The following is a 26,352-nucleotide window of genomic DNA, read 5'->3' as shown; positions in this document are numbered from 1 at the left end:
GCCTGACCTCGACACCGCTTCCTAATGGTAGCAGTTGATTTTAAAAAGCCAGGTTGACTTTCAAACGGTGTGATCCTGTTCCTGGTCAATGTGCACTGGCATCGCTTTCGTGTTCTTCGGCGAATGCCATGAACACATCCAGGTCCAGCACCTCCAGCTTGATCTGGGCGATGAACGCCGAGAAGGCCAGGTTGGCGGCCAGCAGGCGCAGGTCGCTGGCCCAGGCCGGAAGATAGACCGGCCCCTTGAGCCAGCCAGACTCGAACAGGGGCGCCAGGCGCACGGTGTCAGCCAGGCTGAGGCGCCCTGCAAACAGATGCCCGACCAGTTCCGGCCGGTTGTCGCGGATAGCAATGCGCAGCAGGGTGTGGACGCCGAGCAACCCGGTCAGGTAGGCGGCGTCCTTGGTGAACGCCGAACCGCCCCGCAGGTCGGCGCCGCGGAACACCCGTTGGGTTGAGCGGAAGGATTCCTCTTCTGTCTGTCCGGCCGCCAGAAAGCCTTCGAACACCTGGATGAAATCCGCACCCTCCAGTGCCTGCTGGACGGCGAGCACGCGCAGGGCCAGGCGCCGCAGGCGGTTGATGTCCATGCTGCCGGTGAACAGTTCGGCCAGGGTGGCAATACCTTCCTGGGTCTGGGTGGTGCGGGGCGCCCCCAGGCCCAGGCTCGTGAGGTTAGGCTGGCGCGCGCCGTTCTGTGCCGTGGCGACATGTACGAACGCCTCGTGTTGCAACAGCTGATGCTTGTCCAGTTCCGAGAACAGTGCGCTGGCCCGCAGGCGAATGCGGCTCGATCCGGCGATGGCCTTGGCGGCCAGGTTCGGATCGAGCACGACCGTGATTTGTCCGACGCCGAAGAATCGGTCCAGTTCCGGTTGAATCCAGGCGGCGAACGCCTTGGCCGGGATCTCGGCCGGGCAGGGTGGAATCCGCGCACTGCCCAGCAGGGCGTCGGTGGTCTTGAGGAAGAACCGGGCCGCGTCAAGCATGCTCAGTTGCAGGCGTGTGTAATAGAAATCCGGGCGCCGGTACAGCGCGGATGAATACTGCGTAAAGGCGGGAGTACCGATGGCTCCCAGCATGTGCCCGGCCGTGGCATAGCTACGGGCGGTCATGGCCAGGTAATTGCCGGCCGGATGCCCCACATCGCAACGGCGGATAAAGGTTTCCAGGGCGGCGATGTCGGCGCTGTGGTCGCGGGGCTGCAACTGGACCTGGGGTAACTCGGCCCGCCCGCCGCGCCATTTCGCCAGGAAGTCTTCCTCGACGCCGTCCGGCCAGGACAGGGCATCCAGCACGCGGATCTTGCGGGTCAGGCCGGGTAGGGCGGCATCGAGTTCGGACAGGGCGGCGGCGCTCATGGATAGCTCCTTGAGGGACGAAGTGGCGTTACAAAAGCTTAGTCGTCGCGCGCGGTTGTGTGCGTTTACGAAGTGAGGTAAACGGCCTCAGAGCAGGCTCCACGACACCCCGATGTACATTGCCATGCCCTCACCGGGGGTGGATCGTGCCGCGTCCAGCCCTTTGTCGTCGTAGCCCGGCGTGACCGTGGCGGCATAGTGCTTGTCGGTCAGGTTGCGCAGGTCCAGCCAAGTCTGCCAGTCGCCCTTGGGCGCGTTGTAGCCCAAGGTCGCGCCGAATATGGCATAGGGATCGGCGTAGTAGCTGTTGGCGTAATCGACGGCCACCTTCGACACCCATTGCGTGTTGACCGCGGCGAAGAAGCCTTGTGGCCAGTCGTAGCGCAGTTCGCCCTGGTAATAGTGCATCGGCAGACCCGGCAGGCGGTTGTCGCCGAAGCGCTCATCGTCGCGGTAGTGGAAGTCACTGAAGGTATAGCTCTGGCGCAGGCTCAATTGGCCGCCATCGCCCGGCGACCAGAGGGGGCTCAGCAGGCTGGCTTCCACGCCCTGGTGCACGGTCGGGCTGGCGTTGAGCTCGTAGGGCGTGGTGGCGTTGGCGTCCGGCAGCACCGAAAGCAATTCGTGGCGCACCTGGGCGTAGTACCAGGCCAGGCTCCACTGCCCCAGCGTGCTGTCGCCACGGCCGCCGATTTCCAGGGTGGTGGCGGTCTGGTTTTGCAGCGTGACCGGTTTGCGCTGGGCGCCCGTGGCGACGCCACTGCCGGCGGGGAATCGGATGTTCGAGCTATAGATCAGCGACCACGGATGTGGCGCCTCGACCGAGCGGCTGAGATTGCCGAACAGTTGCAGGTCCGGTGTCAGTTGGTAGCGCAGGCCCACGCGCGGGGCGTAGTCCCAGTCGTGCAGGCTGGTCTTGCCACCTTCCTGCGGGTAGGTGACAGCGCTTTCACGGCGGGTGTAGATCGCGGCGAGGCCGGTGGTCAGCCACAGGTCGTCGGCGATTTCCAGGTCATTGCCGACATGCAGGACCGTGTCCGAGCCCTGGTAGGTGAAGTTGCGGATCAGCGTGCCCGGTGCGTAACCGGCGGTGTTGCCGGTGGGGATGCGCACGAACTCGCTGGCACCGGCGTTGGGCAGGTGTTTGGTCACTCGCAGGCCCAGGGTGCTTTGGCTTTCCAGCCCCCAGAGCGTGTCGCGACGCTTGTAGTCGAACGTGCCGCTGACATCCGTGTACGCCACCTTCAGGCGGTTGGGGCCCTCGCTCAGGTCCATGGGATAGTCGTGGTAGACAAGGCCGGTCTGGATGCTCGTATCGTCATCGATGTACCAAGTGGTCTTGTTGCCGATAAAGGTGCTGCCCGGCTCGTCGCGGTGGTCGTCCCGCGCCACGTAGGCAGGGTTGGCCGCCCGTGGGTTGTGCTCGATGGAGTGTTTGGTCACCCGTCCCGCGAGATCGTTGTCGGTCTGGCGGTGGCGCAGGTAGAAGCGTGTTTCCAGGTTGGGGTTGAAGCGATAGCCGAAGTTGGCGATGACACCCTGGCTCTCGCTGGCCGTGTGGTCCTGGTAGCCGTCGGCGTTGGCGTCGGTCATGGCCACGTAGTAATCGAAGGCGCCGAGCACCTGTCCGGAGCTGACCTGGCGCTGCTGATAGCCGTGACTGCCCATTGCGTAGCGTACCTGCAACTTCGGCGCGTTGTAGCCGGTATGGCTGACGTAATCGATGGCTCCGCCCAGAGCCAGGGCGCCCCGGTCGAACCCGTTGGCGCCGCGCAGCACTTGCACATGGTCGAGCCACAGCGGTTCCAGCAACTCATAGGGCGTGCCGCCGGGGCCGGTCAGCGGCAGACCGTCGAGCATGGTGTACAGCCCGGAGGCGTGGGCGCCCGGTGCACGGTTGATCCCCGATCCGCGGATAGAGATCTTCACCCCTTCGTTGCCCGCCGACTGGGCATAGATCCCCGGCTGGTAAGCCAGCACATCCTGATTGCTGGCCACGCGGCCCTGCAACGGACGGCGCATGTCGACCACGTTGGTGCCGCCGGGCACCTGGGCCAGCCGGGCCCTGGCGTCCTCGATCCCCTGGTCTTCGTCGCTCTGGTCCTCAGCGCCAATCAGCACTTGTCCCAGCTCCAGGCCCTGAGCCTCGGTCATGGCCGGATAAACAAGGGCCAGGCCCAGCAGCGCAGCGGGCAAGGAATGAGGCGAGGGCATTGGGAAAACTCCAGACGTACGGGAACGGGCAATGAACAGTGCGACGCAAGAAGGAACGAAGGGAGCACATGGCAATTTTGTTATTTTGCCCGCCAAGGACTGGCGGCTATCGATTCAGCAGCGGTGCCAGCAATGCGCACATACCGCGCCAGTGCGAACCTTCCCAGTAAACCCGTTGGCAGGCGTCGCAGCGCAGGAAGTGCGAATAGAGGACGCCAATGCGTGGCGGCACCTGCGTCCGGGCCAGTTCCAGGCTGATCTCGTGCAGCGGCAGGTTGCAATGCAGGCACAGGCTGAATGGCCGCGCACTACGCGCCAGGTCGAGGCGCTCGTACAATTCGCGCAGCTGCAGCGACGGTTTCAGGGCATGCACATAACAGCCGTGGCTGATGATTCGCCGCTTGAGCAGTTCGCGGTCGCGGGTCAGCACGATGCGTCCTTGCTGCGCAGCGATCTCGGCGATCTCGCTATCCTCGAAGCCATTGTCGTAGAGGGTGTCGAAGCCGCTCATGCGCAGCAGGCTGGCCAGCCCGCCAAGGTGCGCATCCGCGACGAAACGCAGCACCCGTAAAGGTTGCGCACGAACCTTGAGCAGCGGGCTGATGTCCAGCGCTTCGAACTTGGGATACACCGCCAGCCGGTCATTGTCGAGGATCACCCGCTCCAGGCCCACCGACTCACCGTTGAGCAGCACCAGTTCGACCTCGGTGTGCGGTATCCCGAGCGCCTCGATCATGTGCTTGACCGTCGCCCCTTGCGCGCACTCACAGGTGAAGGGTTGCCGCCGCCGTTCGGCCGGCAGGAAATCGTTGAGCTCCTCGTAGAAGCGGAAAGTTGCACTGGTCATGTTGAACAGTATGGCAGGGCTGCAGTGTGGTTGTTCTGGTGTTGATGCCAGCCGGGTCAGTCCAGTGGCAGCGATATCGTTAATCTCGTTCCTTTGTCCGGTGCGCTGTCGATCGTGAACTCCCCGCCCAGCATGCTGATGCGTTCCTTCATCCCCACCAACCCGAACGAGTTCAGTTTTTTGCGATCCGTCATGCCTACGCCGTTGTCTTTGATCTGCAGGAAAAGTCGGCGACCCTCCCTGGAGAGTTCGATATGCACCTGTGTCGCTTGCGCGTGCCGGGCAATATTCGACAGCGATTCCTGCACGATGCGGAACAGAGTGGTGGCGGATTTTTCATTCAGATCGCAACGGAAGTTTTCGTCTTTCGCCGACATCGTGCAATCGATCGCGCTGCGCTGCCGGAACTCTTCAAGTTGCCACTCGATCGCTGCCTGCAATCCCAGATCGAGTACGGGTGGCCGAAGATCATTGATGATACTGCGGACACTGCGGATGGCTGTATCGAGGTGATTCAGAGCATCGCTGGCCTTTTCGTTGAGCTTGGGGTGCATGGTACTGGTGCGCGTCTGCAACATGGAGACATCGATTCGCAACGCCAGCAGACTCTGCCCCAGCTCGTCATGGATGTCCCGTGCGATCCGCTTTCGCTCTTCTTCCTTGATGTGCTCCTGATAGGAGGCCAGTTCACGCAGCTGCAGCTTCGATTGCAGCAATTCTTCGGCCTGCATTGTCAGTTTGCGCTGCAAGTAGAACAGGTCGACAAACACCTGGATCTTGGCGCGAAGAACCTCGGCCACAATCGGCGAGAAGATGTAATCGACTGCGCCGGCCGTATAACCGCGGAAACGCTCGGAATCGGTGTCGGCCTCCGCCGTGACGAAGATAATGGGCGTGTGGGCCGACTTCGGGCGGCCGTGAATGAGTGCAGCGGTTTCAAAACCGTCCATCACTGGCATTTTCACGTCGAGCAGAATGACGGCGAAGTCGCGCTGCAATAGCAGGCGCAGCGCCTCGCGTCCGGAAGTCGCCGTGGCAATATCGAGGCCCATGTCGGCAATCACCGCGGCGAGCGCCGTGAGCTTGGCGGGATTGTCATCCACCAGCAACACGGATGCTGGCACGCCATCAGGCGGGAGCGGGTGCCGCACCTGGGTTCTCTCATTGAATACCGGGGGTTCCTGCTGCATATTTATGCCACTTCGGTTTGCGCTAGCGCCTCTTGCCGTTACGGCAACACCGGTAAAGTCGAGCCGGCCTTGCGCACTTTGCCACCTTTGCTGTCGCGCAATCAGCGCGGCACAGAATCATCGATAGAGCCATTTGCGCATCAGTGACAGTAGCTGGTCGGTGTCCACCGGCTTGCTGACATAGTCCGAGGCTCCTGCCTCGATGCACTTTTCACGGTCACCCATCATCGCCTTGGCCGTCAGCGCAATCATGGGCAGGGCTTCAAATCTTTTGAATGTACGGATCTGGCGCATGGTTTCAAAGCCATCCATCTCGGGCATCATGATGTCCATCAGCACGATGTCGGTATCGGGCTGCTGCTGCAGCAGTTCTATGGCGGTTCGGCCGTTTTCGGCCGTGGCCACCAGCATTTTGTTGCTCTCAAGCACGCTGGTCAGGGCAAAAATATTGCGCACGTCATCGTCGACCACCAGGGCCTTTTTACCCTCGAGACTGTCCGAACCCTCATAGAGTTTTTCCAGCATTCTGCGCTGGGTCTGCGACAGCCTGGCGACGACACGGTGTAGAAACAGAGCGGTTTCGTCGAGTATGCGCTCGGGGGACTGAACGGCCTTGATGACGCTCTTGCCGAGCAGTGTCCTGAAACGCTCGTGTTCCGGTTTGGTCAGCGTCTCTGCACCATAGACGACGATCGGCAATTCACGCATGGCGTGGTCTTCCTGCAACGCCTCGAGAAACCTGATGCCGGATGCGTCGGGCAGTTTGAGATTGATTGCCATGCAGTCGTAGCGTCTCTTTGCCAGTTTCTTCATGGCGTCAGCGCCGCTGTCGGTCGCTGTGATCTTCACGTCGGTGTTATCGAGCAGATCGAGGATGCGGGCGCGGTTCCCTTCGTCGCCGTCGATGAGCAGCAGGTCCCGGGTCTTGCGCCGAGCGAATGCCACGATGGCGGCCAGCGCATTTTGAATCTCGTCGGCTGTGACCGGCTTGAGCAGATAGTCGAAAGCGCCATAGCGCAGCCCGCGGGTGTGGTCGTCAGCGATCGAGATGATCTGGACCGGGATGTGACGCGTGGCGAAATTGCGCTTCAACTGCTCGAGCAGCGACCAGCCATCGATGTCCGTCAGGCCCGGGTCCAGCGTGATCGCGGCGGGTTTGAAGCGCTCGACAAGCTCCAGTGCATCCGCGCCACGGGTCGTGACGATAGCCCTGAACCCCTTCTGGTGCGCGGCCTCGAGCAGAATGCTGGCGAATCGGGTGTCGCCCTCGAGCATCAGCAGCACTTGATCCCCGGGTTGGACAGACTCGCGGTCGTCCAGTACCTGTGCAGTCGGGTTTGACATGAGGTCGCGCTTGACCTGGCCAGGTACTGCCTCTGTCGCTGATTCGTCTAGCGTCTGACCCTGGGTATCCTGTGTACGCAAGGGCACGTACAGCGCGAAAGTACTGCCCTTGCCGATCTCACCGGGGATCAGTCGCAGCTCACCGCCCAGCCGGTGTGCGAGCTCGCGGCTGATCGACAGGCCGAGGCCGGTGCCGCCGTATTTTCGTGAGGTTCCGGTATCGCCCTGCTGGAACGCTTCGAAGATCAGCTTTTGCTTGCCGGCAGAGACGCCAATGCCGGTGTCGGTGACCACGAAGGCGACCACCGCATCGGCACGATTGAGTTCGCTGTTATCCACGCTCCACCCGGACACAGCGGGCGCGATGCTGATCTTGACGCTGCCTTGCTCAGTGAACTTGAAGGCGTTGGACAGCAGGTTCTTGACCACCTGCAGCAGGCGCTTTTCGTCGGTCCGGATGACGGGGGGCAGGGTAGGCGCCAGTTCAATCGTGAAGGAGAGGCCCCGGCTTTCGGCGACCGGCCGGAAGGTGCGTTCGATCTGGTCGTGCAGGTCGGCGAACAGCGCTTCATTCAGATCCAGTGTGACCGTACCCGACTCGATCTTGGACAGATAGAGAATCTCGTCGATCAGCTCCAGCAGGTCTTTGCCCGCGCTACGGATGGTCTTGGCATATTCGACCTGCCTGGGAGTGAGATTGTGTTCCGCGTTGTCGCTGAGCTGGCGGGCCAGGATCAGCAAGCTGTTCAATGGCGTTCTGAGCTCATGGGACATGCTGGAGAGGAATTCGGACTTGTACTTCGAGGTCAGCGTCAGTTGCTCCGCCTTCTCCTCCAGCGATAGCTTGGTGATTTCGACTTCGCGGTTCTTGCGCTCGACTTCGGCTTTCTGCTCCGCCAGCAGTCCAGCCTTGTCCCCCAGTTCCTCGTTGGTCTGTCTCAATTCTTCTTGTTGCTTTTGCAGCTCCTGCGCCAGCGATTGCGACTGCTTGAGCAGTTCTTCGGTACGCATATTGGCTTCGATCGTGTTGAGCACGATACCAATCGATTCAGCAAGCTGATCAAGGAAGGTTTGATGAATGATGCTGTAGCGCGTGAACGAAGCCATTTCGACGACGGCCTTGACCTTGTTCTCGAACAGGATCGGCAACACGATAATGTTCAGCGGGGCGGCGGCACCCAGTCCGGATGAAATCGCGACGTAATCTGCGGGTACATCGGTCAGCAGGATGCGCCGCTTCTCGTAGGCGCATTGCCCGACCAGGCCCTCGCCGAGCCGCCACTCATCGTTCACATTGATGTTTCCCTTGTACGCATAAGCGGACAGTAGCTTGAGTTTCGCAGGATCGGGCGGGCTCTCGTTCATCATGTAGAACACACCGTGCTGGGCGTTGATCAGCGGAGCCAGTTCAGACAGCACCATCTTGGAGACTGCCGCCAGATCGCGCTGGCCCTGCAGCAGACGGTTGAATTTCGCCAGATTGCTCTTGAGCCAATCCTGCTCCGCGTTTTGCCGCGTGGTTTCCCGCAGGTTGCGGATCATCTCGTTGACGTTGTCCTTGAGCTCCGCCACTTCACCCTTAGCTTCCACCTCCACGTAACGCGTCAGATCGCCCTTGGTCACGGCAGTCGCCACATCGGCGATTGCGCGCACCTGATTGGTCAGGTTGGCCGCCAGACCGTTCACGTTGTCGGTCAGATCGCGCCAGGTGCCGGCAGCACCCGGCACGTTGGCCTGGCCCCCCAGCTTGCCCTCGACGCCCACTTCACGCGCCACCGAGGTCACCTGATCGGAGAACAGCGCCAGCGTATCGGTCATACCGTTGATGGTGTCGGCCAGTTCGGCGATCTCACCCTTGGCTTCCAGTGTCAGCTTCTTCTTCATGTCGCCGTTGGCTACCGCGGTCACCACTTTCGCGATGCCTCGCACCTGGCTGGTCAGGTTGGCGGCCATGAAGTTCACGTTTTCGGTCAAATCCCTCCAGGTGCCGGACACGCCTTGCACCTGTGCCTGTCCCCCGAGCTTTCCTTCGGTGCCGACTTCGCGCGCCACCCGCGTCACTTCGGCGGCAAAGCTATTGAGCTGGTCCACCATGGTGTTGATGGTGTTCTTCAGCTCCATGATTTCGCCCTTGGCTTCCACGGTAATCTTGCGCCCCAGGTCGCCTTTGGCCACCGCCGTCGTCACGTCGGCGATGTTGCGCACCTGATTGGTCAGGTTGGCCGCCATGCTGTTGACCGAGTCGGTCAAATCTTTCCAGGTTCCACCGACGCCTGTCACCTTGGCCTGGCCACCGAGCTTGCCGTCGGTCCCCACTTCGCGAGCCATGCGCGTCACTTCGTCGGCAAAGGTCGAGAGCTGGTCCACCATCGTGTTGATGGTTTCCTTGAGTTGGAGAATTTCTCCTTTCGCTTCGGCTGTGATCTTGCGTGACAGGTCGCCGTTGGCCACCGCCGTCGTCACGTCGGCAATGTTGCGCACCTGGGTGGTCAGGTTGGCCGCCATGCCGTTGACCGAATTGGTCAAGTCCTTCCAGGTACCGGACACGCCGGTCACTTCGGCCTGTCCGCCCAGTTTGCCTTCGGTACCGACTTCCAGTGCGACGCGTGTCACCTCCGCAGCGAAGCTGGAGAGCTGGTCGACCATCGTGTTGATGGTGTTTTTCAGTTCGAGAATCTCGCCCTTGGCTTCAACCGTAATTTTCTTGCCGAGGTCGCCGCGCGCCACCGCCGTCGTCACCTGTGCGAGGTTGCGCACTTGGGTGGTCAGGTTGGCCGCCATGCCGTTGACCGATTCGGTCAGGTCGCGCCAGGTGCCTGATACGTCGCGCACTTCCGCCTGACCGCCCAACTTGCCTTCGGTACCGACTTCCAGCGCCACGCGGGTCACCTCCGCAGCGAAACTCGAGAGCTGGCCGACCATCGTATTGATGGTGTTCTTCAGCTCGAGAATCTCACCCTTGGCTTCGACGGTAATCGTCTTGCCCAGATCGCCTTTGGCCACCGCAGTCGTCACGTAAGCGATGTTGCGCATCTGGGTGGTCAGATTGGCGGCCATGTCGTTGACGGAGTCGGTCAGGTCTTTCCAGGTGCCGGACACCCCTTTGACATTGGCCTGCCCACCGAGAATCCCTTCAGTGCCGACTTCGCGCGCCACGCGGGTCACCTCGGAAGCGAAGGAGCCCAGTCGCGTCACCATGGTGTTCACGATCTCGGCGGATTTGAGGAACTGACCCCGCAGTCTCAGGCCGTTGAGTACCGGCGGTACCTGCTGGTTCAAATTACCCTCGGCAACCGAACCGACAACGCGAATGATCTCGTTCATCGGGCTGATGAGGTCGCTGGTGAGCGCATTGCTCGAGTTGACGATCTTTTGCCATGAGCCTTTCATCATCGGCAATTCGATACGCTCATCGACCTTGCCCTGCTTGCCGATCAGACGCGCCACGCGTTCGAATTCGGTGGTGGTGTCGGCTGCCATGTCGATGATCTCGTTGAGCGTGTCGGCGATCTTGCCCGGCATGCCGGTCCAGTCTTGCGGCATACGCGTAGTGAAGTCACCTTTGCGCAACGACTTCAGCGCTGCCAGCAACGTCTTCATGTCGAAAACTTCGATCGGTGTCGTCACTGTGGCCATGCCTCTGTCCAGTCATAATTGATGCCACGGGCAAGGCATTACCCATGGGCGTGCAGACAATCCTAAGAGCTTAGGCGCCGCTAACGCCTGAGGCAAAAGTGCAAGTGTGCTCTGTGCCTGCTAACGTCAAACTCTGCAGTAGATTCCATGGCTTGCTGGCCACTGGCCGCAGGGCTGGTGTGGGAATGCATGGGCGCGCGCCACTGTGCCGGCGGGTTCAACATCATCTGTACGTCGAGACACGATACGGCCGGGGCCATGCGGGTGCGAATGGAAAATACAGATGATTGACCACAAAATCAGAGTCTTGCTGGTGGATGATCACAGCATCGTGCGTAGCGGCGTGCGACGCATGCTGGAGACTGCCGGCGAGATCGACGTAACGGGTGAAGCCGAGACGGCACAAGACGCAATGCTCCTGGTCCGGGAGCAGGATTTCGACGTGGCGCTGGTGGATATTCAGCTTCCCGACAAGACCGGCCTCCAACTCCTCAAACTTATGCGTGCGCACAAGCCCAAGCTCGCCGTTCTGATGCTGAGCATGCATTCGGTCGAGGCCTATGCGTTACGCGCAATCAAGCTCGGCGCTGCGGGCTACCTCACCAAAGATATTTCCGCAGCCACCCTGGTTACGGCAGTTCGCAAGGTGGCCTCAGGTGGCAAGCACGTCAGTCCTGAGCTGGCGGAAAAACTGGTCAACGCTATCGGCAAAGGCGACGCGGCGCCCCACGAAGCGCTATCCGACCGGGAGCTTGAAGTACTCAAGCTCCTCGCTGCAGGCGAGAGAATTGTCCGCATCGCTCAGATATTGCACTTGAGCCCGAGTACCGTCACGACGTACCGGGCACGTATCCTGGAAAAAACAGGGATGGACAGCAACGCGAAACTGGCCCGCTATGCACTCGAAAACGGCCTGTTGACTTAGATCGCCCTGCCATCCGACGCAGCCGGGCACCAGACTGTTTGTAGTGGAATCGCTACAAGCTCTTGGTCGAAATCTCCACAAAGATGTCCTGCTAACGTCGATAGCGGGAGCCGTTCCAATCAAGCATATTTACCTCTCGACAAATTTTCGTTCGCTCAATGGAGTTGTCTTCGTCAAAGTCTTGTACCGCCATGGCCTTCAGGATATGCATGAGAGCAAGTTTCACGAGTCAGAAAAGACTCCGGAATTGATACTCGCAAGTTGAGCGCGGAGTGCACGTTGCATTCATGTTGAATCAATGTTCAAACTGGAGGGCATCATGATGATAGGTTATTGGTTATGCGCATTGCTGTGGGGAGTGGTGCTGCTGGAGGAGATCCAACTCATACCCCGACAGGAATGGAAAGACGAGGGCCTGAAAAAGGTTCTGTTGCTGCGCCGGACTAGAAACCGGACAGGCTACTTTATTGCGTTGATCGCGGGCGCCATGTGTCTTTATAGCGAAATCCTGGTGGCGCCGGTCGATCAGAGTGTTTTCAATCCGGAGTTGATACTTGCCCTATGTGGTGTTCTTTGGGGTGCATATCTTTCCGTAGTCTGCATGAAGGGGAAGCGATAGATGCCTGTCTCCATGACTACTGCGGGTAATTGAAGTTTCAGTATCGTCGCCCGGCGGGGAAACTTTGCCGGTCAGGCGCTCAACTCAAATTTTGCGAACGGCTAACAACGGATTTTATTGGCTAAAGCTGAACTTCCTTGTTCAACTTGGCTTCACCATCCAGCGAGGGCGGCATTTCCCAGGGGCCTGGTGCCTTGCTCCAAACGCGCTTCGGTGTCTCTGTCTTTTGCCCAGGCGGTGAGCAGTACCATCATCCCGAAACCGCCGACGATGAGTACCGGATAGGCTGCCAGCAACTCCACCAGCGAGTACTTCCAGGCCAGCGGACGACCAATACCCAGCATGGCGGCATAGAACCATGACACGCCAGAGAGGGCGCCGGAAAACAGCGCCAGCATGCGCAGGCTGAAGGAGAGTTTGAGTAACGAACCGGCTTTTTTCAGTGCCGGCAATACCGCGCTATGCAACAGGATGCCGTTAAAGGTCAACAGCACTACTATGCCGATTTTGGCTTGCAGTTTTGGATTGAGGAAATATTCCATCCCCTTGCCGGCATAATCGATCCCGACAATACCAATGCCCGTAATCCAGAGCGCTACAAGTGCAAGCACTACGGTTTTTTGAAGGCTTTCCATGTGCGCGTCATCGTGGTGGCCTGACGCATCTCCCTTCAGGAGTTGCTTGACCATTGCAATGTCGCTGGTCAAGACCAGCCCGATTGCCACACAGCAGGCGATAAGATGAAAATATACAACGCCCAAACGCACATATTCCACGGTGGACGAAGAAAACATACTAAGTTCCATGGTGACCTCTTGGCTTCAATAGTGAATCAACTTGGCTCTCGGCACGGCTTGATTGGAATTTACCGTTGCTGACTGCCATTTAGATCCAGTAATTGTTATGGGTTAATCTTGCGACATTACGCCGCCAAGATAATAGTGAGTTTCTCGAATGAACTTTTAGTCATTCGATCATGTCCATTTTCAGGTAACCAAAAACCTCAATCGCACTGAGTGCATGGGAGGTTTAACTTCCGCTTCTGGGGGGCGGTGAGGCCCGGAACTCGATCGACGAGCGAATCAGGCAATGCTGGTAGGGTCGGCGGGGCTTCCACCCCATTCGAGGAAACGGATCTTGTGAACCTCGCCCTCGCTGTCTTCGTAGACCAGGGTCACCGGTACCACGCCGGTCTTGTCGGATGTATCGGTGCGCTGCAGTACCCGTTTCACATCGATCTCCATCCCGTAGTGGTATTCGACGGCTGAAACATGCGCACCGGGTTCTTGCAGGCTGCTCTGGTCAAAGACACTGGGTGCGAGACTGGAAATCACGGCACTGACAATCGTGGCCATGCTCATAAGGCTGTACCTCCACTGAAGTTCGCTTGACAAGGACTTAATGTGACACGTGGTGAAAGTGAAGTTCACTTGACCGCGACGAACGCGCCTGCCTGAAAAGCCTGTAGTGGCTGCAAACTCCCGGCAATTCCCCACGCTTGACGCCTCTCGACCGTTCGTCCTTTAACCCCCGTATTTGCTGGAAAAAGTCCGTTTTTCAAGGAGGTCATGACATGTCATGACCGATTGTCACGCGTCGGGTATTGGCCGATTTCTGCCTGTCACCGAGGGCTATATCCGACCCATGGAGGACTCTCGGAGGCAATCTTTGGCATCTCCAAAATCACAATGAAACCAACATGCTCCACGTAGTAAAGCGTGCTATCCGCGATTATATTGCTGCAACAGGTGCATTAATGTCCTGCAATAAACCCGTCTTGTTCATCAGTGGGTTAGTTATCACACTGAGGTCACTCATTTGATAACGGCTTCTGACTGAAGGAGAGATGACCATGGTATCTGCGATCCGGTTTAACCAGTTCGGCAACCCTGAAGTACTGAACCTGGAGACACTGAGCGAACAAGCGCCCGGCCAGGGCGAGGTATGGCTTGAGCAAGAGGCTGTAGGTGTCAACTTTCTCGACGTTACTCAACGAAAAGGGGCGGTGCCCATTGCTTTGCCATCTGGGCTTGGGCTGGAAGGCGCGGGGCGTGTCGCCGCTGTGGGTGCGGGTGTCAGCAACGTGCGAGCAGGGGATCGCGTCGCCTATGCCACCGGCCCCTTGGGTTCCTATGCTTCGGCCCGGCTTTATCCGGCAGCGCGGCTGATCAGAATTCCGGATTCGCTGTCATTTGACGATGCAGCAGCCGTCATGTTCAAGGGCATCACTGCGCAGTACCTGTTGAAAGCCACCTATCCTGTGGGGCCCGGTACAACCATTCTTCTCTACGGTGTGGCTGGAGGGCTGGGGGAAATAATGGTGCCGTGGGCGAAGCACTTGGGTGCCATCGTGATCGGCGTGGTTTCAAAGCAGGCCAGTGTCGAGAAAGCTCTGGCGTCGGGATGCGATGAAGTCCTGGTGTTCGATGCGGACAGCCTGGCTTCCCGGGTCGCTCGTATCACCAAGGGTAAAATGGTCGACGTCGTCTATGACCCGATTGGGCGTGTTTCTTTCCAGGCATCCCTGGATAGCTTGCGACCACGAGGCCTGATGGTATCGTTCGGAGCCTCATCAGGTGCGCCGTCAGCGGTGGAACTGTCGACACTCAATACCAAAGGCTCGCTGTTCCTGACACGTCCTTCGTTGGCAGCCCATACGGCGAGTGTCTCTGAGTACCAGGAACGAGCGCAGGATGTGTTGGCCGCCATTGGTGCAGGTATTATCAAACCTTCGGTCCGGGCAAGTTACCCTCTGGCGGACGCAGCATTGGCGCATGCGGACCTGGAGTCGGGGCGTTCATCGGGGGCGATCATTCTAAAACCATGAATCTTGATGTTCTGAACAATCAGCACAGCGACGAAATCGCTGCGTTTCTGGCCGTGGCCTCGCAAGGCTCGTTTGTCGGGGCAGGCCGGCTATTGCAGCGACACCCAACAGTCGTTTCGAAACGACTCGCCGCAATGGAAAAGCGCCTTGGCGTTCGGCTTGTGGAGCGCTCCACCCGCCAGGTTCGAATTACTGAAACAGGTGCCAGGCTGGAGCAACGCCTTCGCTCAGCCATCGAATTGATGAATGAAGCGCAGCAGCAAGCGTCCGAGGGCGCCAGCGAAATCCGCGGTACTTTGCGCCTTGCATTGCCGGCAGCCATGGGCAGGCGTTGGCTTGGCCCGATGCTGCCGGAGTTTCTCAAGGCTCATCCGCATGTCTCGATCATCGCTGACTATAGCGAGCGTCTGGTCGACATCATCGATGAAGGTTTTGACGCGGCGATCCGAATCGGAGAGTTGGACGACAGCCGGCTGATAGCCAAAAAACTGAGTGACCATCGCCGGATACTGTGTGCCTCGCCTGCTTACATCACAAAGCACGGCATGCCCGAAACGCCACAGGACCTGATCAGGCACAATTGCCTTCGCTTCAGTGGCCTTGCGTCTTTTCCTCAGTGGAGACTCCATCGCGGCAATGAACTGCAGACGGTTTTTCCCAAAGGAAACCTGACGGCCAATGACAGCGAATCATTACTTGCAGCGGCCTGCGCCGATGCGGGAATACTGGGGGCAGGTGACTGGTTGATGAGTCGTGATATTGCTGCCGGGGGACTGTTGCAGGTCCTTCCTGACTGGCAATTGGATACCGCCGGTGGGGTCTACCTGGTCAGGCCATCAGCCAAGTTTCCGGGTGCCGTGGTCGTCGCGTTCAAACAATGGATCGAGTCAAAGTTTACCCCCGCGCCCCCATGGACCATCTGACCGGCTGACCTTCGATTCACCTGACCGACACATGGCTGCCGGTCATGTGTGTTCATAAAATCAGCATTGCATCAAAGCCAATACAGGATAGTAACGGACCACAACCAGCCGATGCAGAGGGTGATGGCAAGGTAGATCGCCACAATCATCAGAGGCTGATTCCACATGACACACCTCCCATAACCGTTTTCTTTGCATGGGTGCCTGGTAAAACGGGCGCTCGTCGCATGAGCAATAACTCGTCAGAACACTCCAAGGGTCAATTCCATCGCCAGTACAGCGGACAACGCCAGCGTCATCACCAACGCGATAAACATCAGGCCCAACTCGGCCAGCTGCTTATATAGGGCCATCGGCCGTTTCGTGATTCGAGCAATTGATCTATCAGTGGAAGCCATCACTCATCCTCACTCTTGCGTGGAATACGCACCACAGGCTTGACTTGGGCAGTAAGGCGATGGAACCGCATGGTGGTGTCGCGCGTTTCATTTCCTACCCCTCGCGTCATGCCGAATCCGGCGAGCCCCGCCGTCTCCATGATGTCCGGGACGACAGCTGTTGCGGGTACCAGGGGTGGTGCAACTAATGAGCCATTTCAATACGGCGAAGAAAAAACTCAAATTAATTAACAAGCTGTTTGCGAGGGGTTTCAAGCGAGAGAAAGGGGGGAGGGGGGAATATTCCTCAAAGTTGGTGGTAAACGCCTGGTTGGGTGGGTGTAGTACCCCATTTTTGGAGAGAGTAGCGGCCCTGTTTCACCGATTGTTTTTGGTAGGGGCTACTTGTCCCTGAGGCGAGGTGGATTTAACGGGGCGGAAGGGCCGCTTCTAACTGTGGTTTCAACCGGTCGAAGCAACACACTGAATTCTGTTTAATAGACGAGTGAGTTTTCGGCACCGCACATTACCCGCAGAGAAACATCGATGCCGAGAATCACGTAACCGCTACTCAAGCAGCTGATCTATCAACACCGCATTGGTGTAGATCAAACTGCCGTCACTCGCCCGGTGTCCAACCAGATGGAACTGTCCGCGTTCGTGGTGCAAATAGACACGCATCTGACAGTCGGACAAGGGGGCGTATCCCTCGGGCATGATCAGATCCATCGAGTCCATATCGACATCGACCATGGCTTCCGGCTCGTGGGTCTTCTGCAAGCGCTCTTCGGCCTCCTCCAGACGGACATGGAGAGGTCCGTCGACGTAGAAATGGACTTCCCCCATCGGGGTGGACTTTTGGGCGCCGCTGGTTTTGCACCAACCTTCGATCGTCAGGGCACTCATGACGAAACCTCCCATGTGGATTGCTGGAATCTGTATCTATCGTTCCTGCTCGATGCCATCACTTATGTTGGATGACTGCACAAGGGCAGGGTTCGATTTTTGGCGCCGCTTCTGGCCGACCCTGCTGCCCGTCATCAGACATTCAGTATAGCCGGTCGCCGGGCCTCGCTTGCCAACCTCACGTACAACCCGATGGGCTCTATACTTCTTACTGACTTTGCCGCCCCGATGGGTGGTATTTGTCTGCCCTGCTTGGACGTCAGTGGCGATGCTTTTGCATAACCAATGAACAACAGGAATAGGATGAAGAGGAAATGGCAATAGCAATTGTCCTGATACTAATCGTTATTGCATCAGTGCTATTCCACATACTGGCGCCTTGGCACGCGACACCGGCAGCTTCCAACTGGGGTTCCATAGACACCACCCTGTTCATCACCCTGATCATTAGCGGAATATTTTTCATTGCCATCACGGTATTCATGGCTGTAGCGGTGATGCGGTATCGTCACAAGGAGGGTGCCAGGGCGGCCTACCAGCCAGAAAATAAAAAGCTGGAACTGTGGTTAATTATCATAACGTCGGTAGGTATTGCCGGGATGCTGGCGCCAGGTCTTGTTGTCTACAACGATTTCATCCGGGTGCCGAAAGAGGCTTACGAACTTGAAGTGGTCGCCCAGCAGTGGCAGTGGGCCTTTCGTTTTCCCGGGCAGGACGCAAAGCTGGGCAAATCGGATATCAGGTTTATTGATTCCGCCAATCCCTTCGGCCTTGATCCCAAGGATCCTGCAGGGCAAGACGATGTGCTTGTAATGAATAATGAAGTTCGCCTTCCGCTCGACCGGCCGGTGAAAGTCTTGTTGCGCGCTAAAGATGTCCTGCACGATTTCTATGTACCGCAAATTCGCAGCAAGATGGATATGGTGCCAGGAATGGTGTCGTACTTTTGGTTTACGCCAACTAAAACCGGAAAATACGAAGTCCTTTGCGCTGAGTTTTGTGGTGTAGGTCATTACAACATGCGCGGCCATATGATCGTGGAAGAGCAGGGCGTCTTCGATCAATGGCTCAACGGCCAGCCGACTTTTGCGCAGACATTGACGACAACTGCCAAACCCGGTCGCGACAGCGTGCTGGAAAAAGGCCGCCAGTTGGTCGAACAGCTCGGCTGCAAGGCCTGCCATAGCCAGGATGGCAGTGCCAGTCTCGGCCCGGGATGGAAAGGGCTGTACGGCCGCACTGAACAGTTTGCCGATGGCACCAGTGCGGTGGTCGACGAGGCCTACCTGAAAGAGTCGATTCTCGATCCGAAGGCCCGGCTGGTACAGGGCTACCCGCCGGTGATGGTGGCCTATACTCTCAAAGACGATGAAATGGGCGCTGTCATCGCCCTGATCAAATCACTGGGCGCTGCGGGGCAAGACGATGAACCTTCGACCGGCGAAGCGTCGAGCCCGGGTGAAGACCTGGTGGCGCAGGGGCAGCGACTGGCCGGCTCGCTCGGCTGTCTGGCCTGCCACAGTGTCGATGGCAACAAGGGCGTCGGCCCCAGCTGGCAGGGCCTGTATGGCAAGACGCAAACCCTTGCCGACGATACGAGCGTAAAGGTCGACGAGGGCTATATCAAAGAATCGGTTCTGCATCCCAATGCCAAAATCGTCAAGGGCTATGCAGCCGTCATGCCGGCCCTGGCTCCGAGTGACGAGGAGCTCAATGCACTGATCGCTTTTATCAAATCCAAAGCGAATGCTGACGCAGATGCGAGCAAGGCGGAGCCAGGGAAGTAGCCGTAAAACAGCCAGGAATGCACTGAAACTTCGGCAGGAGGATGACGTGATGGCCTATGCGGAGCAAGCCGAGACAGAAGCACTGCACGAGCCCAAGAGTTTCCTGACCAAATATATCTGGAGTCAGGACCACAAGGTCATAGCCATTCAATATTCCGTGACGGCCATCTTCGTGGGTCTTATCGCTCTGGTGTTGTCCAGCTTGATGCGCATGCAGATAGGTTTCCCCGGCAGTTTGGCGTTCATGGACGCCAGTACTTACTATCAGGCGATGACCATGCACGGCATGATCATGGTCATTTACTTGCTCACAGCCTTGTTTCTGGGTGGTTTCGGCAACTATCTGATCCCGCTGATGGTGGGCGCCCGCGACATGGTCTTCCCCTATGTCAACATGCTCAGCTACTGGTTCTACCTGGTGGCGGTACTGGTGTTGCTCAGCAGTTTTTTTGTCCCTGGCGGCCCCACAGGTTCGGGCTGGACGCTCTATCCGCCACAGTCCATTACCCAGGGGACACCGGGGGTCGAGTGGGGCATTGTCCTGATGCTCGTCTCACTGGCGATTTTTATCGTCGCCGCCACCATGGGCGGGTTGAACTACGTCACCACGGTGTTGCAGGCGCGCACGCACGGCATGACCTTGTTTCGCATGCCGCTCTCGGTATGGGGCATCTTCATGGCCTCGATCATGGCCTTGCTGGCCTTCCCGGCGTTGTTTGTCAGTGCGGTCATGATGTTGTTCGACAAGCTGTTGGGCACCAGCTTCTTCATGCCGGCGATGATCTCGCTGGGGCAGCAGCTCGATCACCAGGGTGGCAGCCCGATATTGTTCCAGCACCTGTTCTGGTTCTTCGGCCACCCGGAGGTCTACATCGTCGCTCTCCCTGCGTTTGGTCTGGTCTCCGACTTGATCAGTACCCATGCGCGTAAAAATATCTTCGGCTACCGAATGATGGTGTGGGCCATTATTGCGATTGGCGTACTCAGTTTTGTGGTCTGGGCGCACCATATGTATGTCAGTGGAATGAACCCGTACTTTGGCTTTTTCTTCGCCGTCACTACCTTGATCATCGCGGTGCCGACGGCGCTGAAAGTCTATAACTGGGTACTGACCCTGTGGCGCGGCGACATCCACCTGACGGTGCCGATGCTGTTTGCCCTGGCCTTTATCGTCACCTTCCTGGTCGGCGGTCTGACCGGGTTGTTTCTCGGCAATGTGATCGTGGACATCCCGCTCTCGGACACCTATTTCGTCGTGGCCCATTTTCATATGGTCATGGGGGTAGCCCCGGTACTGGTGGTGTTCGGAGGCATTTATCACTGGTACCCGAAAGTCACCGGGCGCCTGTTGAACGACACCCTGGGCAAGTTGCATTTCTGGATAACCTTTCTGGGCACCTACGCCATTTTCTTCCCCATGCACTACTTGGGTTTCCAGGGCATGCCACGTCGTTACTACGCCTATGAAAACTACGCGTTCATCCCGCAGTCCGCGCAAGACTTGAATGCCTTCATTACGGTGATCGCATTGACTGTCGGCGTTTCCCAGTTGCTGTTCCTGTTCAACCTGGCCTGGAGTGCATTCAAGGGCAAGCCCGCAGGCAGTAATCCCTGGGGGGCGGCCAGCCTGGAATGGCAAACGCCGGACACCCCGCCGAAACACGGTAACTGGGGCGCGAAGTTGCCGGTCGTGCATCGCTGGGCCTATGACTACAGTGTGCCGGGCATAGAGCAGGATTTCGTGCCGCAAACGGTCTCCGCCGAGGAGCTGGAGCAGATGCGGCAACTCAGTGCCGGAACCAAGGCGGACATCAAGACATGAACAGGCTGCTATTGAGAAACGCCGACGGCGCTGATCCCGGCGGTAGCTGGAGTCGCGACCCTGAGGGTATTCCGGCCGCCGAGGATGCCGATAGAAGGCAAACCGCAAGGGTAGGCCTGCGCTTGTTTCTGGTGGTGGTGAGTTCGTTATTCTTCCTCTTCCTGATCGCCTTTATTGCCCGTTCTCAAATGGCCGACTGGCTACCCCTGACAGAGCCTTTGGCGCCGTTAGGCAATCTCCGGCCGCTCTGGCTGAATTCGGCTTTTCTGGTATTGAGTTGCATCGCACTGCAATGGTCGCGTATGGCCGCCCGAAAGGCTCGGCTGGGCGCAACGGTCATTGGTTTTGCATTGGGGGGTGTGTTTGCCATTGCCTTTCTGGCGGGGCAATTCTGGGTCTGGCAGCAGTTTGTCGCCTGGGGCTACTTTGTCGCCAGCAATCCGGCCAACAGTTTCTTCTACCTGTTGACCGGCCTGCATGGGCTCCACCTGCTGGGCGGGCTGATCGCCTGGTGCTGGATCGTCGCCAGATTTCTGCGTCATGTGCCACTGGCGCAGCTTGGTGCCAGCGTAGAGCTCTGTGCCATCTATTGGCATTACTTGCTGGGCCTTTGGTTCGTGCTTTTCGCGCTGCTGGCCAGCACGCCGCAAACCTATGAAGCCATCGCCAGATTCTGCGGCCTGAGGTGAACAGTCATGGCATTGCACCCACAAGCCCAAGTCGAATCCAGTTCATCCAATCCACCAGGTTCGCCGCCTGCACCGGGATGGCAGGGCATCGCCAGCGATTGGTCCTCGGATAAAGAGGCCTTCAAGCAGGTGCCCTGGGGCAAGGCGATGATGTGGATATTCCTGCTCAGCGACACGTTTATATTCACCTGTTTTCTGACCGGATACATGTCGGTACGCATGACCATCACCAGCGCCTGGCCGAACCCCAGTGAAGTGTTCGCATTGACGATCGGCGGCAAGGAAATCCCGCTTATTCTGATCGCCATCATGACCTTTGTGCTGATCAGTAGCAGCGGCACCATGGCCATGGCCGTCAATTTCGCCTATCGCCGTAATCGCGCGAAAACCGCGGCCCTGATGCTGGCGACCGCTGCCTTGGGTGTGACTTTCGTCGGCATGCAGGCATTTGAATGGAGCAAGCTCATCGCAGAAGGGGTGCGTCCCTGGGGGAACCCCATGGGAGCGGCGCAATTTGGCGCCAGCTTTTTCATGATTACCGGTTTTCACGGACTGCATGTATCAATCGGCGCCCTCTACCTCAGCATTGTGGCGCTGAAGGTATGGCGCGGAGATTATGAGCGTTCCGGCAACTATCAGAACGTCGAGATAGCCGGGCTTTACTGGCACTTCGTGGATTTGGTGTGGGTATTTATTTTTGCATTCTTCTATTTATGGTAGAGGAGCACGGGTGATGGCACATGCTCAGGGTCAGCAACATCCAATCAGTTTGTACCTTAAAATCTGGGGACTGTTATTCGTCCTCAGCACGCTGTCGTACCTTGTCGACTATTTCCACTTCCATGGCTACCTTCGGTGGTCCCTGATCATCACTTTCATGTTGTTGAAGGCAGGTTTGATTGTCTCCATCTTCATGCATATGGCATGGGAGCGCCTGGCATTGGTCTACGCCATACTGGTGCCACCTTTGTGTTTACTGGTGCTTATCGGGCTGATGGCCTCCGAGGCAGACTATATTTTCCTCAGCAGGGGCATTTTCTTTGGCCAGTAGGCAAGCAGCTTTCGGATGGCCTTGAGTCCCCAGGCGCTAACCCGATATCACTCGCTTGAACTGATGCCATTTGTGCTGCCAGGCCACTGTCCAGTGGGGGGCCGCCGTTCCCGTGCCGGCGATCTTCAGCTTCGGATGCTGTTTGATGACCTGGTCCAGTACCGATTCCTGATTCGGTTCAACATCCACGAAGAAGATATGTTTGCCTTCTTTTACTGCCTGCTTGAAATTGCGGAAGTGAGTGTTCGGCACCTGGAACCCAAAAAAGCCGCCTTCCCAGATGCAGAAGCCCAATACAACAATGGCAAGGAAGATAAAGGGCATCCAGCCTGCGGCGGATTCGGTCCAGCCCATCCAATAGGCGCCACCCAGGACCAACGCTGCGAGTGGCACGCCGATCACCGCACCAATCTCACCAGAGTGAACAGCATCCTGTTCCATCAGCGAGCTGATCTCGTGGAGGTGATGTTCTTCTACATCAGCAACTTTTTCACTGAGCACATGAATCTGTTCGGAATTGATGCCGCTGGCTTCCAATTCATATTCAACGTTTTCAAGATCGTTGAGATTGTCACTGATGTAATAGTGTCGGTTCATGCCACACCTCCCATCTCGGGTTTGCTGCAGACCTCCTCTGTCCGGCAGCACTTGGCAGCTGTACTGTGGGGAACGTTGCACACCCGGTGCAATTTGAAAAAAGTATAGCACTCACCATCCTGCGGACCGGTCACTGGCTGATCTGCACAATGACCGGACCTTCCGTCACGATCGGCGGGTTCGCGCGGATATTCGATGCATTTTTCTGAATCCAGTCACGCGCGACTTTCAGGCTCGCATCGCTGCCGGCCTTGTCCGTGCAAACAGTCACCGCTGTACCACCATCACCCGTATTCAACAGTGTGTAGCTGACGAGGCCAGGCACTGTCCGCAGGGTCGCTTCGACGTCGGCATTGCGCTCTTCCAACAACTCGAAAAGCTGCTTTGCTCCAGTACCCAGGTAGGTTCTTATAACCGCATACATAGTCGTCTCCCTTGGGAGTGTCGCCTTGATGCCAATCCAGATCCGTTGATGGCCGCTATTACTCAAGGCTTCAGCTCGCCTTGATTTATTAAGCTTAGCCAAACGTCGGCGACAATCGTAATGCAACGACCACCGGCCATTTTTGGCCGATAACTGCCTGTCGTGAGGGGCTGCAACCGACCTATTGCAGCCAGTCGGCATAACAGTTTTCAACCAATCGCCGGAACAATGTGGCTGCTTCACCCAACCCCTTCTCGTATCATCAGCGCCTTTGCATCTGGAACGAACTGTGTGAAATCGCCAACTGGAAAAGCTCCGGCTGCCTCTGACGGGGCGAAGTGGGACATAGGCGAGGCTGTCAATCAGCTCTCGTGGGACGACTTGCGCATCATCAAGACGCTCAGTGATTGCGGCAATCGTTCGGCTACGGCCAAGAAGCTTGGCATCAATGTATCCACCGTTTCGCGCCGAGTTGCTCAAGTTGAGCGAACGCTCGGCATCGCGCTGTTCGATCACCGCAAATCAGGGTATCTGCTCACCGCCGAGGGTGCCGAGTTGCGAGCACTCGCCGAGCGAGTGGAGTTGGATATCGTCAGCGTCACGCGGCGTGTTTCACGTTCAGGCCAAGGCCCCCTCGGGAAACTTCGAATTACCACCAGCGACTCGCTGCTGCTGTACTTCTTCACCCCCATCATCGCGGACTTCAAGGCCCTGAACGAGGGGATCACCATCGAGGTGCTGGTGGGCAACGAAACCCTTAGCCTCGCCCGGGATGAATCGGATATCGCGATTCGAGCGACGAGAAAACCTGCAGAAAGCCTGGTGGGCCGTAAACTGGCGAACATTGCCTGGGCACCTTACTGCTGTGCCAAGCAGATGACTGCCTTGCCCCTTTTCGAAGAGGGCCAGGCATGGGTGTCATACTCCTCAGCGCTCTGCGGTTTGAAGGCGACAAGCTATGTCGAAAGCAGAGTCGCTGCTGAGCGCATAGCGTACCGCACCGATTCTGTTGCAGCAGCAAGCGCTGCAATCGCGGCGGGTCTGGGATTTGGATTCCTTCCCTGCATGTTGGGCGACATAACCCCAGGGTTGGTACGCGCCGGCCCGGTAGTGCCAGAGCTTCAGGATGAGTTGTGGCTGCTGACTCACCAGGACATTCGAAAATCGTGGCGAGTCAAAGCATTCATGACCTTCTGCGCCGCTGCCGTGGCCAGTCAAAAGCCCTTGGTCGAGGGGCAATTGATACTCCCGGTCACCTAGATCGAAACCGGGAGTGCAGCTCAGATGTCTCGGGCGCCAATCACGGCCTTGCACACGATCTCAATCAGCTGCGGACGCTGGGCAAGTCTCGACACCCCAATGATATTGCTCGCGCACTGAGGCCGCTCAGTGCCATAGGCCGCCTTGCGCACTTTGCCGACCACCGCGAACGCAGCGTCCATGTCCAGCACATAAAGCGTTTCCTCGACAACATCTTGCATAGTTGCGCCATACAAGGTGAGCAGCTTCGAAATGTTGTCGTAAGAGACCCGCATCTGCTCTCCCATCGAAGAGAAATCACTGGGCTTACCATCGGCGTTCAGCGGCGCCGGGGCTACCAGATTACCTGCCTCATCATGGTTGAATTGACCTGATACGTAGATCTCGTTTCCTACCCGCCGTGCCTGCGGATAGCCATACGCCTCCTCCCAGGAAACGCCCCAGTAGGCGGTCTGCTTGTTGAACGGTTGTGAAGCTGCCATTGCATTCTCCTGCACATGAGGGACCGGAATGATCCGAATGGGTGGGCGAATGCTAGCAGCGCGATCGCGTATTTTATGGCTTATAAATGAGCCGACAGGAGCGCAAAAATGCGCCACCGACAGGCGCCTTGTTTCGTTATCTTTTGCTCGTCCTCAAGCAATGACGCTGAGGAGTGCACTCGTGGCTACGGTAATGCCTGCAAGGTGCGGGACCCGAGACTTGTGCGATTGAACATCATCGAGCTGAAAGGAAACAAAAATGAGCAATCCTAAAACTGAAGTCCTGACTCCGCTTAATAGCCAACTGATCTTCATCGATCAGCAGCCACAGATGGCCTTCGGCGTTCAGAGCATTGACCGGCAAACGCTGAAAAACAATACCGTTGCCTTGGCCAAGGCAGCGAAGATTTTTAATGTCCCCACTACCTTCACCACGGTTGAGACAGAAAGCTTCTCAGGTCACACCTACCCCGAGCTACTCGCTGTGTTCCCGGACGCCCCGCTGCTGGAGCGCACCTCCATGAATTCCTGGGATGATCAGAAGGTACGCGACGCACTCAAGAGAAATGGTCGCAACAAGATCATCGTCTCCGGCTTGTGGACCGAGGTATGCAATGCCACCTTCGCCCTGTCGGCAATGAACGATGCCGGCTATGAAATCTATATGGTTGCAGATGCCTCCGGCGGCACCACCAAAGAAGCCCACGATTACGCCATGCAGCGCATGATCCAGGCCGGCGTGGTACCGGTGACCTGGCAGCAGGTGCTGCTGGAATGGCAACGGGACTGGAAGAACCGCGACACCTACGACGCCGTAATGGAACTGGTAAAGGAACATTCTGGTGCATATGGCATGGGCGTCGACTACGCCTACACCATGGTGCACAAGGCGCCTGAGCGCGTTCAGCATGGCCCCACCCTGGCGCCTGTCGCTGCATCTGTCTGAGCCATCGCCAGCCCCTGCCCTGGGGGCTGTTCACAGACTTGCGAAGGGTGCGCAGTCGACTGAACCGAGTCAACGAGCCTGGCCTGGAACCTCTGAGGATTTCCAATGCCCAGCGCTGTTCGA

22 protein-coding genes are annotated in these 26,352 nt (G+C 57.9%); 11 read left to right on the top strand and 11 right to left on the bottom strand.

Translation table 11 applies throughout. The features are described from left to right. Nucleotides 1–85: 85 nt before the first annotated feature. The 5 genes from ABIE16_RS22915 to ABIE16_RS22895 form a co-directional block, all read right to left on the bottom strand. Entirely contained in the window at nt 86–1,363 is a 1,278-nt protein-coding gene (locus tag ABIE16_RS22915; protein WP_429522004.1) for a flavohemoglobin expression-modulating QEGLA motif protein, read from the bottom strand. A gap of 87 nt (nt 1,364–1,450) precedes the next feature. Then, the gene (locus ABIE16_RS22910; protein WP_429522003.1) at nt 1,451–3,577 is read right to left on the bottom strand and encodes a TonB-dependent receptor family protein; all 2,127 of its coding nucleotides are present in this window, start codon (nt 3,575–3,577) and stop codon (nt 1,451–1,453) included. 106 nt (nt 3,578–3,683) lie between these two features. Further along, complete coding sequence (locus ABIE16_RS22905; protein ID WP_057715344.1) at nt 3,684–4,424, bottom strand: Mut7-C RNAse domain-containing protein; 741 nt, start codon at nt 4,422–4,424, stop codon at nt 3,684–3,686. A gap of 56 nt (nt 4,425–4,480) precedes the next feature. Further along, nucleotides 4,481–5,614 carry an ATP-binding response regulator gene (locus ABIE16_RS22900; protein ID WP_429522002.1) on the bottom strand — a complete coding sequence of 378 codons (1,134 nt, stop codon included), beginning with the start codon at nt 5,612–5,614 and terminating at the stop codon, nt 4,481–4,483. A gap of 117 nt (nt 5,615–5,731) precedes the next feature. Further along, nucleotides 5,732–10,594 carry a HAMP domain-containing protein gene (locus ABIE16_RS22895; RefSeq protein ID WP_429522001.1) on the bottom strand — a complete coding sequence of 1,621 codons (4,863 nt, stop codon included), beginning with the start codon at nt 10,592–10,594 and terminating at the stop codon, nt 5,732–5,734. Between the two features lie 283 nt (nt 10,595–10,877). Here ABIE16_RS22895 and ABIE16_RS22890 point away from each other — a divergent pair, with 283 nt between their 5' ends. Both ABIE16_RS22890 and ABIE16_RS22885 read left to right on the top strand, forming a co-directional pair. Further along, a complete protein-coding gene (locus ABIE16_RS22890; protein ID WP_057715341.1) occupies nt 10,878–11,519 on the top strand; it encodes a response regulator in 642 nt (213 codons plus the stop codon). 298 nt (nt 11,520–11,817) lie between these two features. After that, nucleotides 11,818–12,138 (top strand): hypothetical protein, encoded by a 321-nt coding sequence (locus tag ABIE16_RS22885; RefSeq protein ID WP_223473749.1) that lies wholly within the window; start codon nt 11,818–11,820, stop codon nt 12,136–12,138. Nucleotides 12,139–12,290: 152 nt separating this feature from the next. On the opposite strand, the gene ABIE16_RS22880 is transcribed toward ABIE16_RS22885, so the two are convergent. Beyond that, on the bottom strand, nt 12,291–12,944 hold the full coding sequence (locus ABIE16_RS22880) for a hypothetical protein (RefSeq protein ID WP_340315729.1): 654 nt from the start codon (nt 12,942–12,944) through the stop codon (nt 12,291–12,293). A 276-nt stretch (nt 12,945–13,220) separates the two neighbouring features. Then, nucleotides 13,221–13,499 carry a DUF2790 domain-containing protein gene (locus ABIE16_RS22875; protein WP_090454856.1) on the bottom strand — a complete coding sequence of 93 codons (279 nt, stop codon included), beginning with the start codon at nt 13,497–13,499 and terminating at the stop codon, nt 13,221–13,223. A gap of 491 nt (nt 13,500–13,990) precedes the next feature. Here ABIE16_RS22875 and ABIE16_RS22870 point away from each other — a divergent pair, with 491 nt between their 5' ends. Together ABIE16_RS22870 and ABIE16_RS22865 are read left to right on the top strand one after the other, a co-directional pair. After that, the gene (locus ABIE16_RS22870; protein ID WP_429522000.1) at nt 13,991–14,965 is read left to right on the top strand and encodes a quinone oxidoreductase family protein; all 975 of its coding nucleotides are present in this window, start codon (nt 13,991–13,993) and stop codon (nt 14,963–14,965) included. Further along, nucleotides 14,962–15,888, top strand: coding sequence for a LysR family transcriptional regulator (locus ABIE16_RS22865; RefSeq protein WP_429521999.1), 927 nt, complete (start codon nt 14,962–14,964; stop codon nt 15,886–15,888). Before ABIE16_RS22870 ends, ABIE16_RS22865 begins: the two co-directional genes overlap by 4 nt. A 944-nt stretch (nt 15,889–16,832) precedes the next feature. On the opposite strand, the gene ABIE16_RS22860 is transcribed toward ABIE16_RS22865, so the two are convergent. Then, nucleotides 16,833–17,171: a hypothetical protein gene (locus ABIE16_RS22860; protein ID WP_218498403.1), complete on the bottom strand. Its 339-nt coding sequence runs from the start codon at nt 17,169–17,171 to the stop codon at nt 16,833–16,835. A 314-nt stretch (nt 17,172–17,485) separates the two neighbouring features. Here ABIE16_RS22860 and ABIE16_RS22855 point away from each other — a divergent pair, with 314 nt between their 5' ends. Genes ABIE16_RS22855 through ABIE16_RS22835 form a run of 5 tightly spaced genes read left to right on the top strand, consistent with a single transcriptional unit; the run spans nt 17,486 to nt 22,520 of the window. Further along, nucleotides 17,486–18,958, top strand: coding sequence for a c-type cytochrome (locus ABIE16_RS22855; protein ID WP_429521998.1), 1,473 nt, complete (start codon nt 17,486–17,488; stop codon nt 18,956–18,958). Between the two features lie 49 nt (nt 18,959–19,007). Beyond that, nucleotides 19,008–20,780 carry a cytochrome c oxidase subunit I gene (ctaD, locus tag ABIE16_RS22850; protein ID WP_429522079.1) on the top strand — a complete coding sequence of 591 codons (1,773 nt, stop codon included), beginning with the start codon at nt 19,008–19,010 and terminating at the stop codon, nt 20,778–20,780. After that, the gene (locus ABIE16_RS22845; protein ID WP_429521997.1) at nt 20,777–21,469 is read left to right on the top strand and encodes a cytochrome c oxidase subunit 3; all 693 of its coding nucleotides are present in this window, start codon (nt 20,777–20,779) and stop codon (nt 21,467–21,469) included. The genes ctaD and ABIE16_RS22845 overlap by 4 nt, the downstream gene beginning before the upstream one ends. A 6-nt stretch (nt 21,470–21,475) precedes the next feature. Further along, nucleotides 21,476–22,189: a heme-copper oxidase subunit III family protein gene (locus ABIE16_RS22840; RefSeq protein ID WP_340315736.1), complete on the top strand. Its 714-nt coding sequence runs from the start codon at nt 21,476–21,478 to the stop codon at nt 22,187–22,189. A gap of 13 nt (nt 22,190–22,202) precedes the next feature. Continuing rightward, complete coding sequence (locus ABIE16_RS22835) at nt 22,203–22,520, top strand: cytochrome C oxidase subunit IV family protein (protein WP_057715332.1); 318 nt, start codon at nt 22,203–22,205, stop codon at nt 22,518–22,520. Nucleotides 22,521–22,556: 36 nt separating this feature from the next. Here the strand turns inward: ABIE16_RS22835 and ABIE16_RS22830 are convergent, their stop codons facing one another. Together ABIE16_RS22830 and ABIE16_RS22825 are read right to left on the bottom strand one after the other, a co-directional pair. Next, a complete protein-coding gene (locus tag ABIE16_RS22830; RefSeq protein WP_057715331.1) occupies nt 22,557–23,117 on the bottom strand; it encodes a hypothetical protein in 561 nt (186 codons plus the stop codon). Between the two features lie 130 nt (nt 23,118–23,247). Further along, nucleotides 23,248–23,541, bottom strand: coding sequence for a hypothetical protein (locus ABIE16_RS22825; RefSeq protein ID WP_057715330.1), 294 nt, complete (start codon nt 23,539–23,541; stop codon nt 23,248–23,250). 291 nt (nt 23,542–23,832) lie between these two features. Here ABIE16_RS22825 and ABIE16_RS22820 point away from each other — a divergent pair, with 291 nt between their 5' ends. Continuing rightward, the gene (locus ABIE16_RS22820) at nt 23,833–24,801 is read left to right on the top strand and encodes a LysR family transcriptional regulator (RefSeq protein WP_057715329.1); all 969 of its coding nucleotides are present in this window, start codon (nt 23,833–23,835) and stop codon (nt 24,799–24,801) included. A gap of 20 nt (nt 24,802–24,821) precedes the next feature. Here the strand turns inward: ABIE16_RS22820 and ABIE16_RS22815 are convergent, their stop codons facing one another. Continuing rightward, nucleotides 24,822–25,283 (bottom strand): RidA family protein, encoded by a 462-nt coding sequence (locus ABIE16_RS22815; RefSeq protein WP_057715328.1) that lies wholly within the window; start codon nt 25,281–25,283, stop codon nt 24,822–24,824. 259 nt (nt 25,284–25,542) lie between these two features. On the opposite strand from ABIE16_RS22815, the gene ABIE16_RS22810 reads away from it, so the two are divergent. Continuing rightward, complete coding sequence (locus tag ABIE16_RS22810; protein WP_008020170.1) at nt 25,543–26,229, top strand: hydrolase; 687 nt, start codon at nt 25,543–25,545, stop codon at nt 26,227–26,229. Nucleotides 26,230–26,352 lie beyond the last annotated feature (123 nt).

The organism is Pseudomonas sp. 2725 (genome assembly GCF_050434585.1).
In the GTDB taxonomy this organism is placed as follows: Bacteria; Pseudomonadota; Gammaproteobacteria; order Pseudomonadales; family Pseudomonadaceae; genus Aquipseudomonas; species Aquipseudomonas jessenii.
The sequence above is the reverse complement of the archived record's forward strand: the minus strand, read 5'-3'. Positions and strand labels throughout refer to the sequence as shown.

Bases quoted from the DNA above. Each gene is read 5' to 3' on its own strand.
- ABIE16_RS22915 (WP_429522004.1), bottom strand. From the start codon at position 1,363: ATGAGCGCCGCCGCCCTGTCCGAACTCGATGCCGCCCTACCCGGCCTG.
- ABIE16_RS22910 (WP_429522003.1), bottom strand. From the start codon at position 3,577: ATGCCCTCGCCTCATTCCTTGCCCGCTGCGCTGCTGGGCCTGGCCCTT.
- ABIE16_RS22905 (WP_057715344.1), bottom strand. From the start codon at position 4,424: ATGACCAGTGCAACTTTCCGCTTCTACGAGGAGCTCAACGATTTCCTG.
- ABIE16_RS22900 (WP_429522002.1), bottom strand. From the start codon at position 5,614: ATGCAGCAGGAACCCCCGGTATTCAATGAGAGAACCCAGGTGCGGCAC.
- ABIE16_RS22895 (WP_429522001.1), bottom strand. From the start codon at position 10,594: ATGGCCACAGTGACGACACCGATCGAAGTTTTCGACATGAAGACGTTG.
- ABIE16_RS22890 (WP_057715341.1), top strand. From the start codon at position 10,878: ATGATTGACCACAAAATCAGAGTCTTGCTGGTGGATGATCACAGCATC.
- ABIE16_RS22885 (WP_223473749.1), top strand. From the start codon at position 11,818: ATGTTCAAACTGGAGGGCATCATGATGATAGGTTATTGGTTATGCGCA.
- ABIE16_RS22880 (WP_340315729.1), bottom strand. From the start codon at position 12,944: ATGGAACTTAGTATGTTTTCTTCGTCCACCGTGGAATATGTGCGTTTG.
- ABIE16_RS22875 (WP_090454856.1), bottom strand. From the start codon at position 13,499: ATGAGCATGGCCACGATTGTCAGTGCCGTGATTTCCAGTCTCGCACCC.
- ABIE16_RS22870 (WP_429522000.1), top strand. From the start codon at position 13,991: ATGGTATCTGCGATCCGGTTTAACCAGTTCGGCAACCCTGAAGTACTG.
- ABIE16_RS22865 (WP_429521999.1), top strand. From the start codon at position 14,962: ATGAATCTTGATGTTCTGAACAATCAGCACAGCGACGAAATCGCTGCG.
- ABIE16_RS22860 (WP_218498403.1), bottom strand. From the start codon at position 17,171: ATGAGTGCCCTGACGATCGAAGGTTGGTGCAAAACCAGCGGCGCCCAA.
- ABIE16_RS22855 (WP_429521998.1), top strand. From the start codon at position 17,486: ATGGCAATAGCAATTGTCCTGATACTAATCGTTATTGCATCAGTGCTA.
- ctaD (WP_429522079.1), top strand. From the start codon at position 19,008: ATGGCCTATGCGGAGCAAGCCGAGACAGAAGCACTGCACGAGCCCAAG.
- ABIE16_RS22845 (WP_429521997.1), top strand. From the start codon at position 20,777: ATGAACAGGCTGCTATTGAGAAACGCCGACGGCGCTGATCCCGGCGGT.
- ABIE16_RS22840 (WP_340315736.1), top strand. From the start codon at position 21,476: ATGGCATTGCACCCACAAGCCCAAGTCGAATCCAGTTCATCCAATCCA.
- ABIE16_RS22835 (WP_057715332.1), top strand. From the start codon at position 22,203: ATGGCACATGCTCAGGGTCAGCAACATCCAATCAGTTTGTACCTTAAA.
- ABIE16_RS22830 (WP_057715331.1), bottom strand. From the start codon at position 23,117: ATGAACCGACACTATTACATCAGTGACAATCTCAACGATCTTGAAAAC.
- ABIE16_RS22825 (WP_057715330.1), bottom strand. From the start codon at position 23,541: ATGTATGCGGTTATAAGAACCTACCTGGGTACTGGAGCAAAGCAGCTT.
- ABIE16_RS22815 (WP_057715328.1), bottom strand. From the start codon at position 25,283: ATGGCAGCTTCACAACCGTTCAACAAGCAGACCGCCTACTGGGGCGTT.
- ABIE16_RS22810 (WP_008020170.1), top strand. From the start codon at position 25,543: ATGAGCAATCCTAAAACTGAAGTCCTGACTCCGCTTAATAGCCAACTG.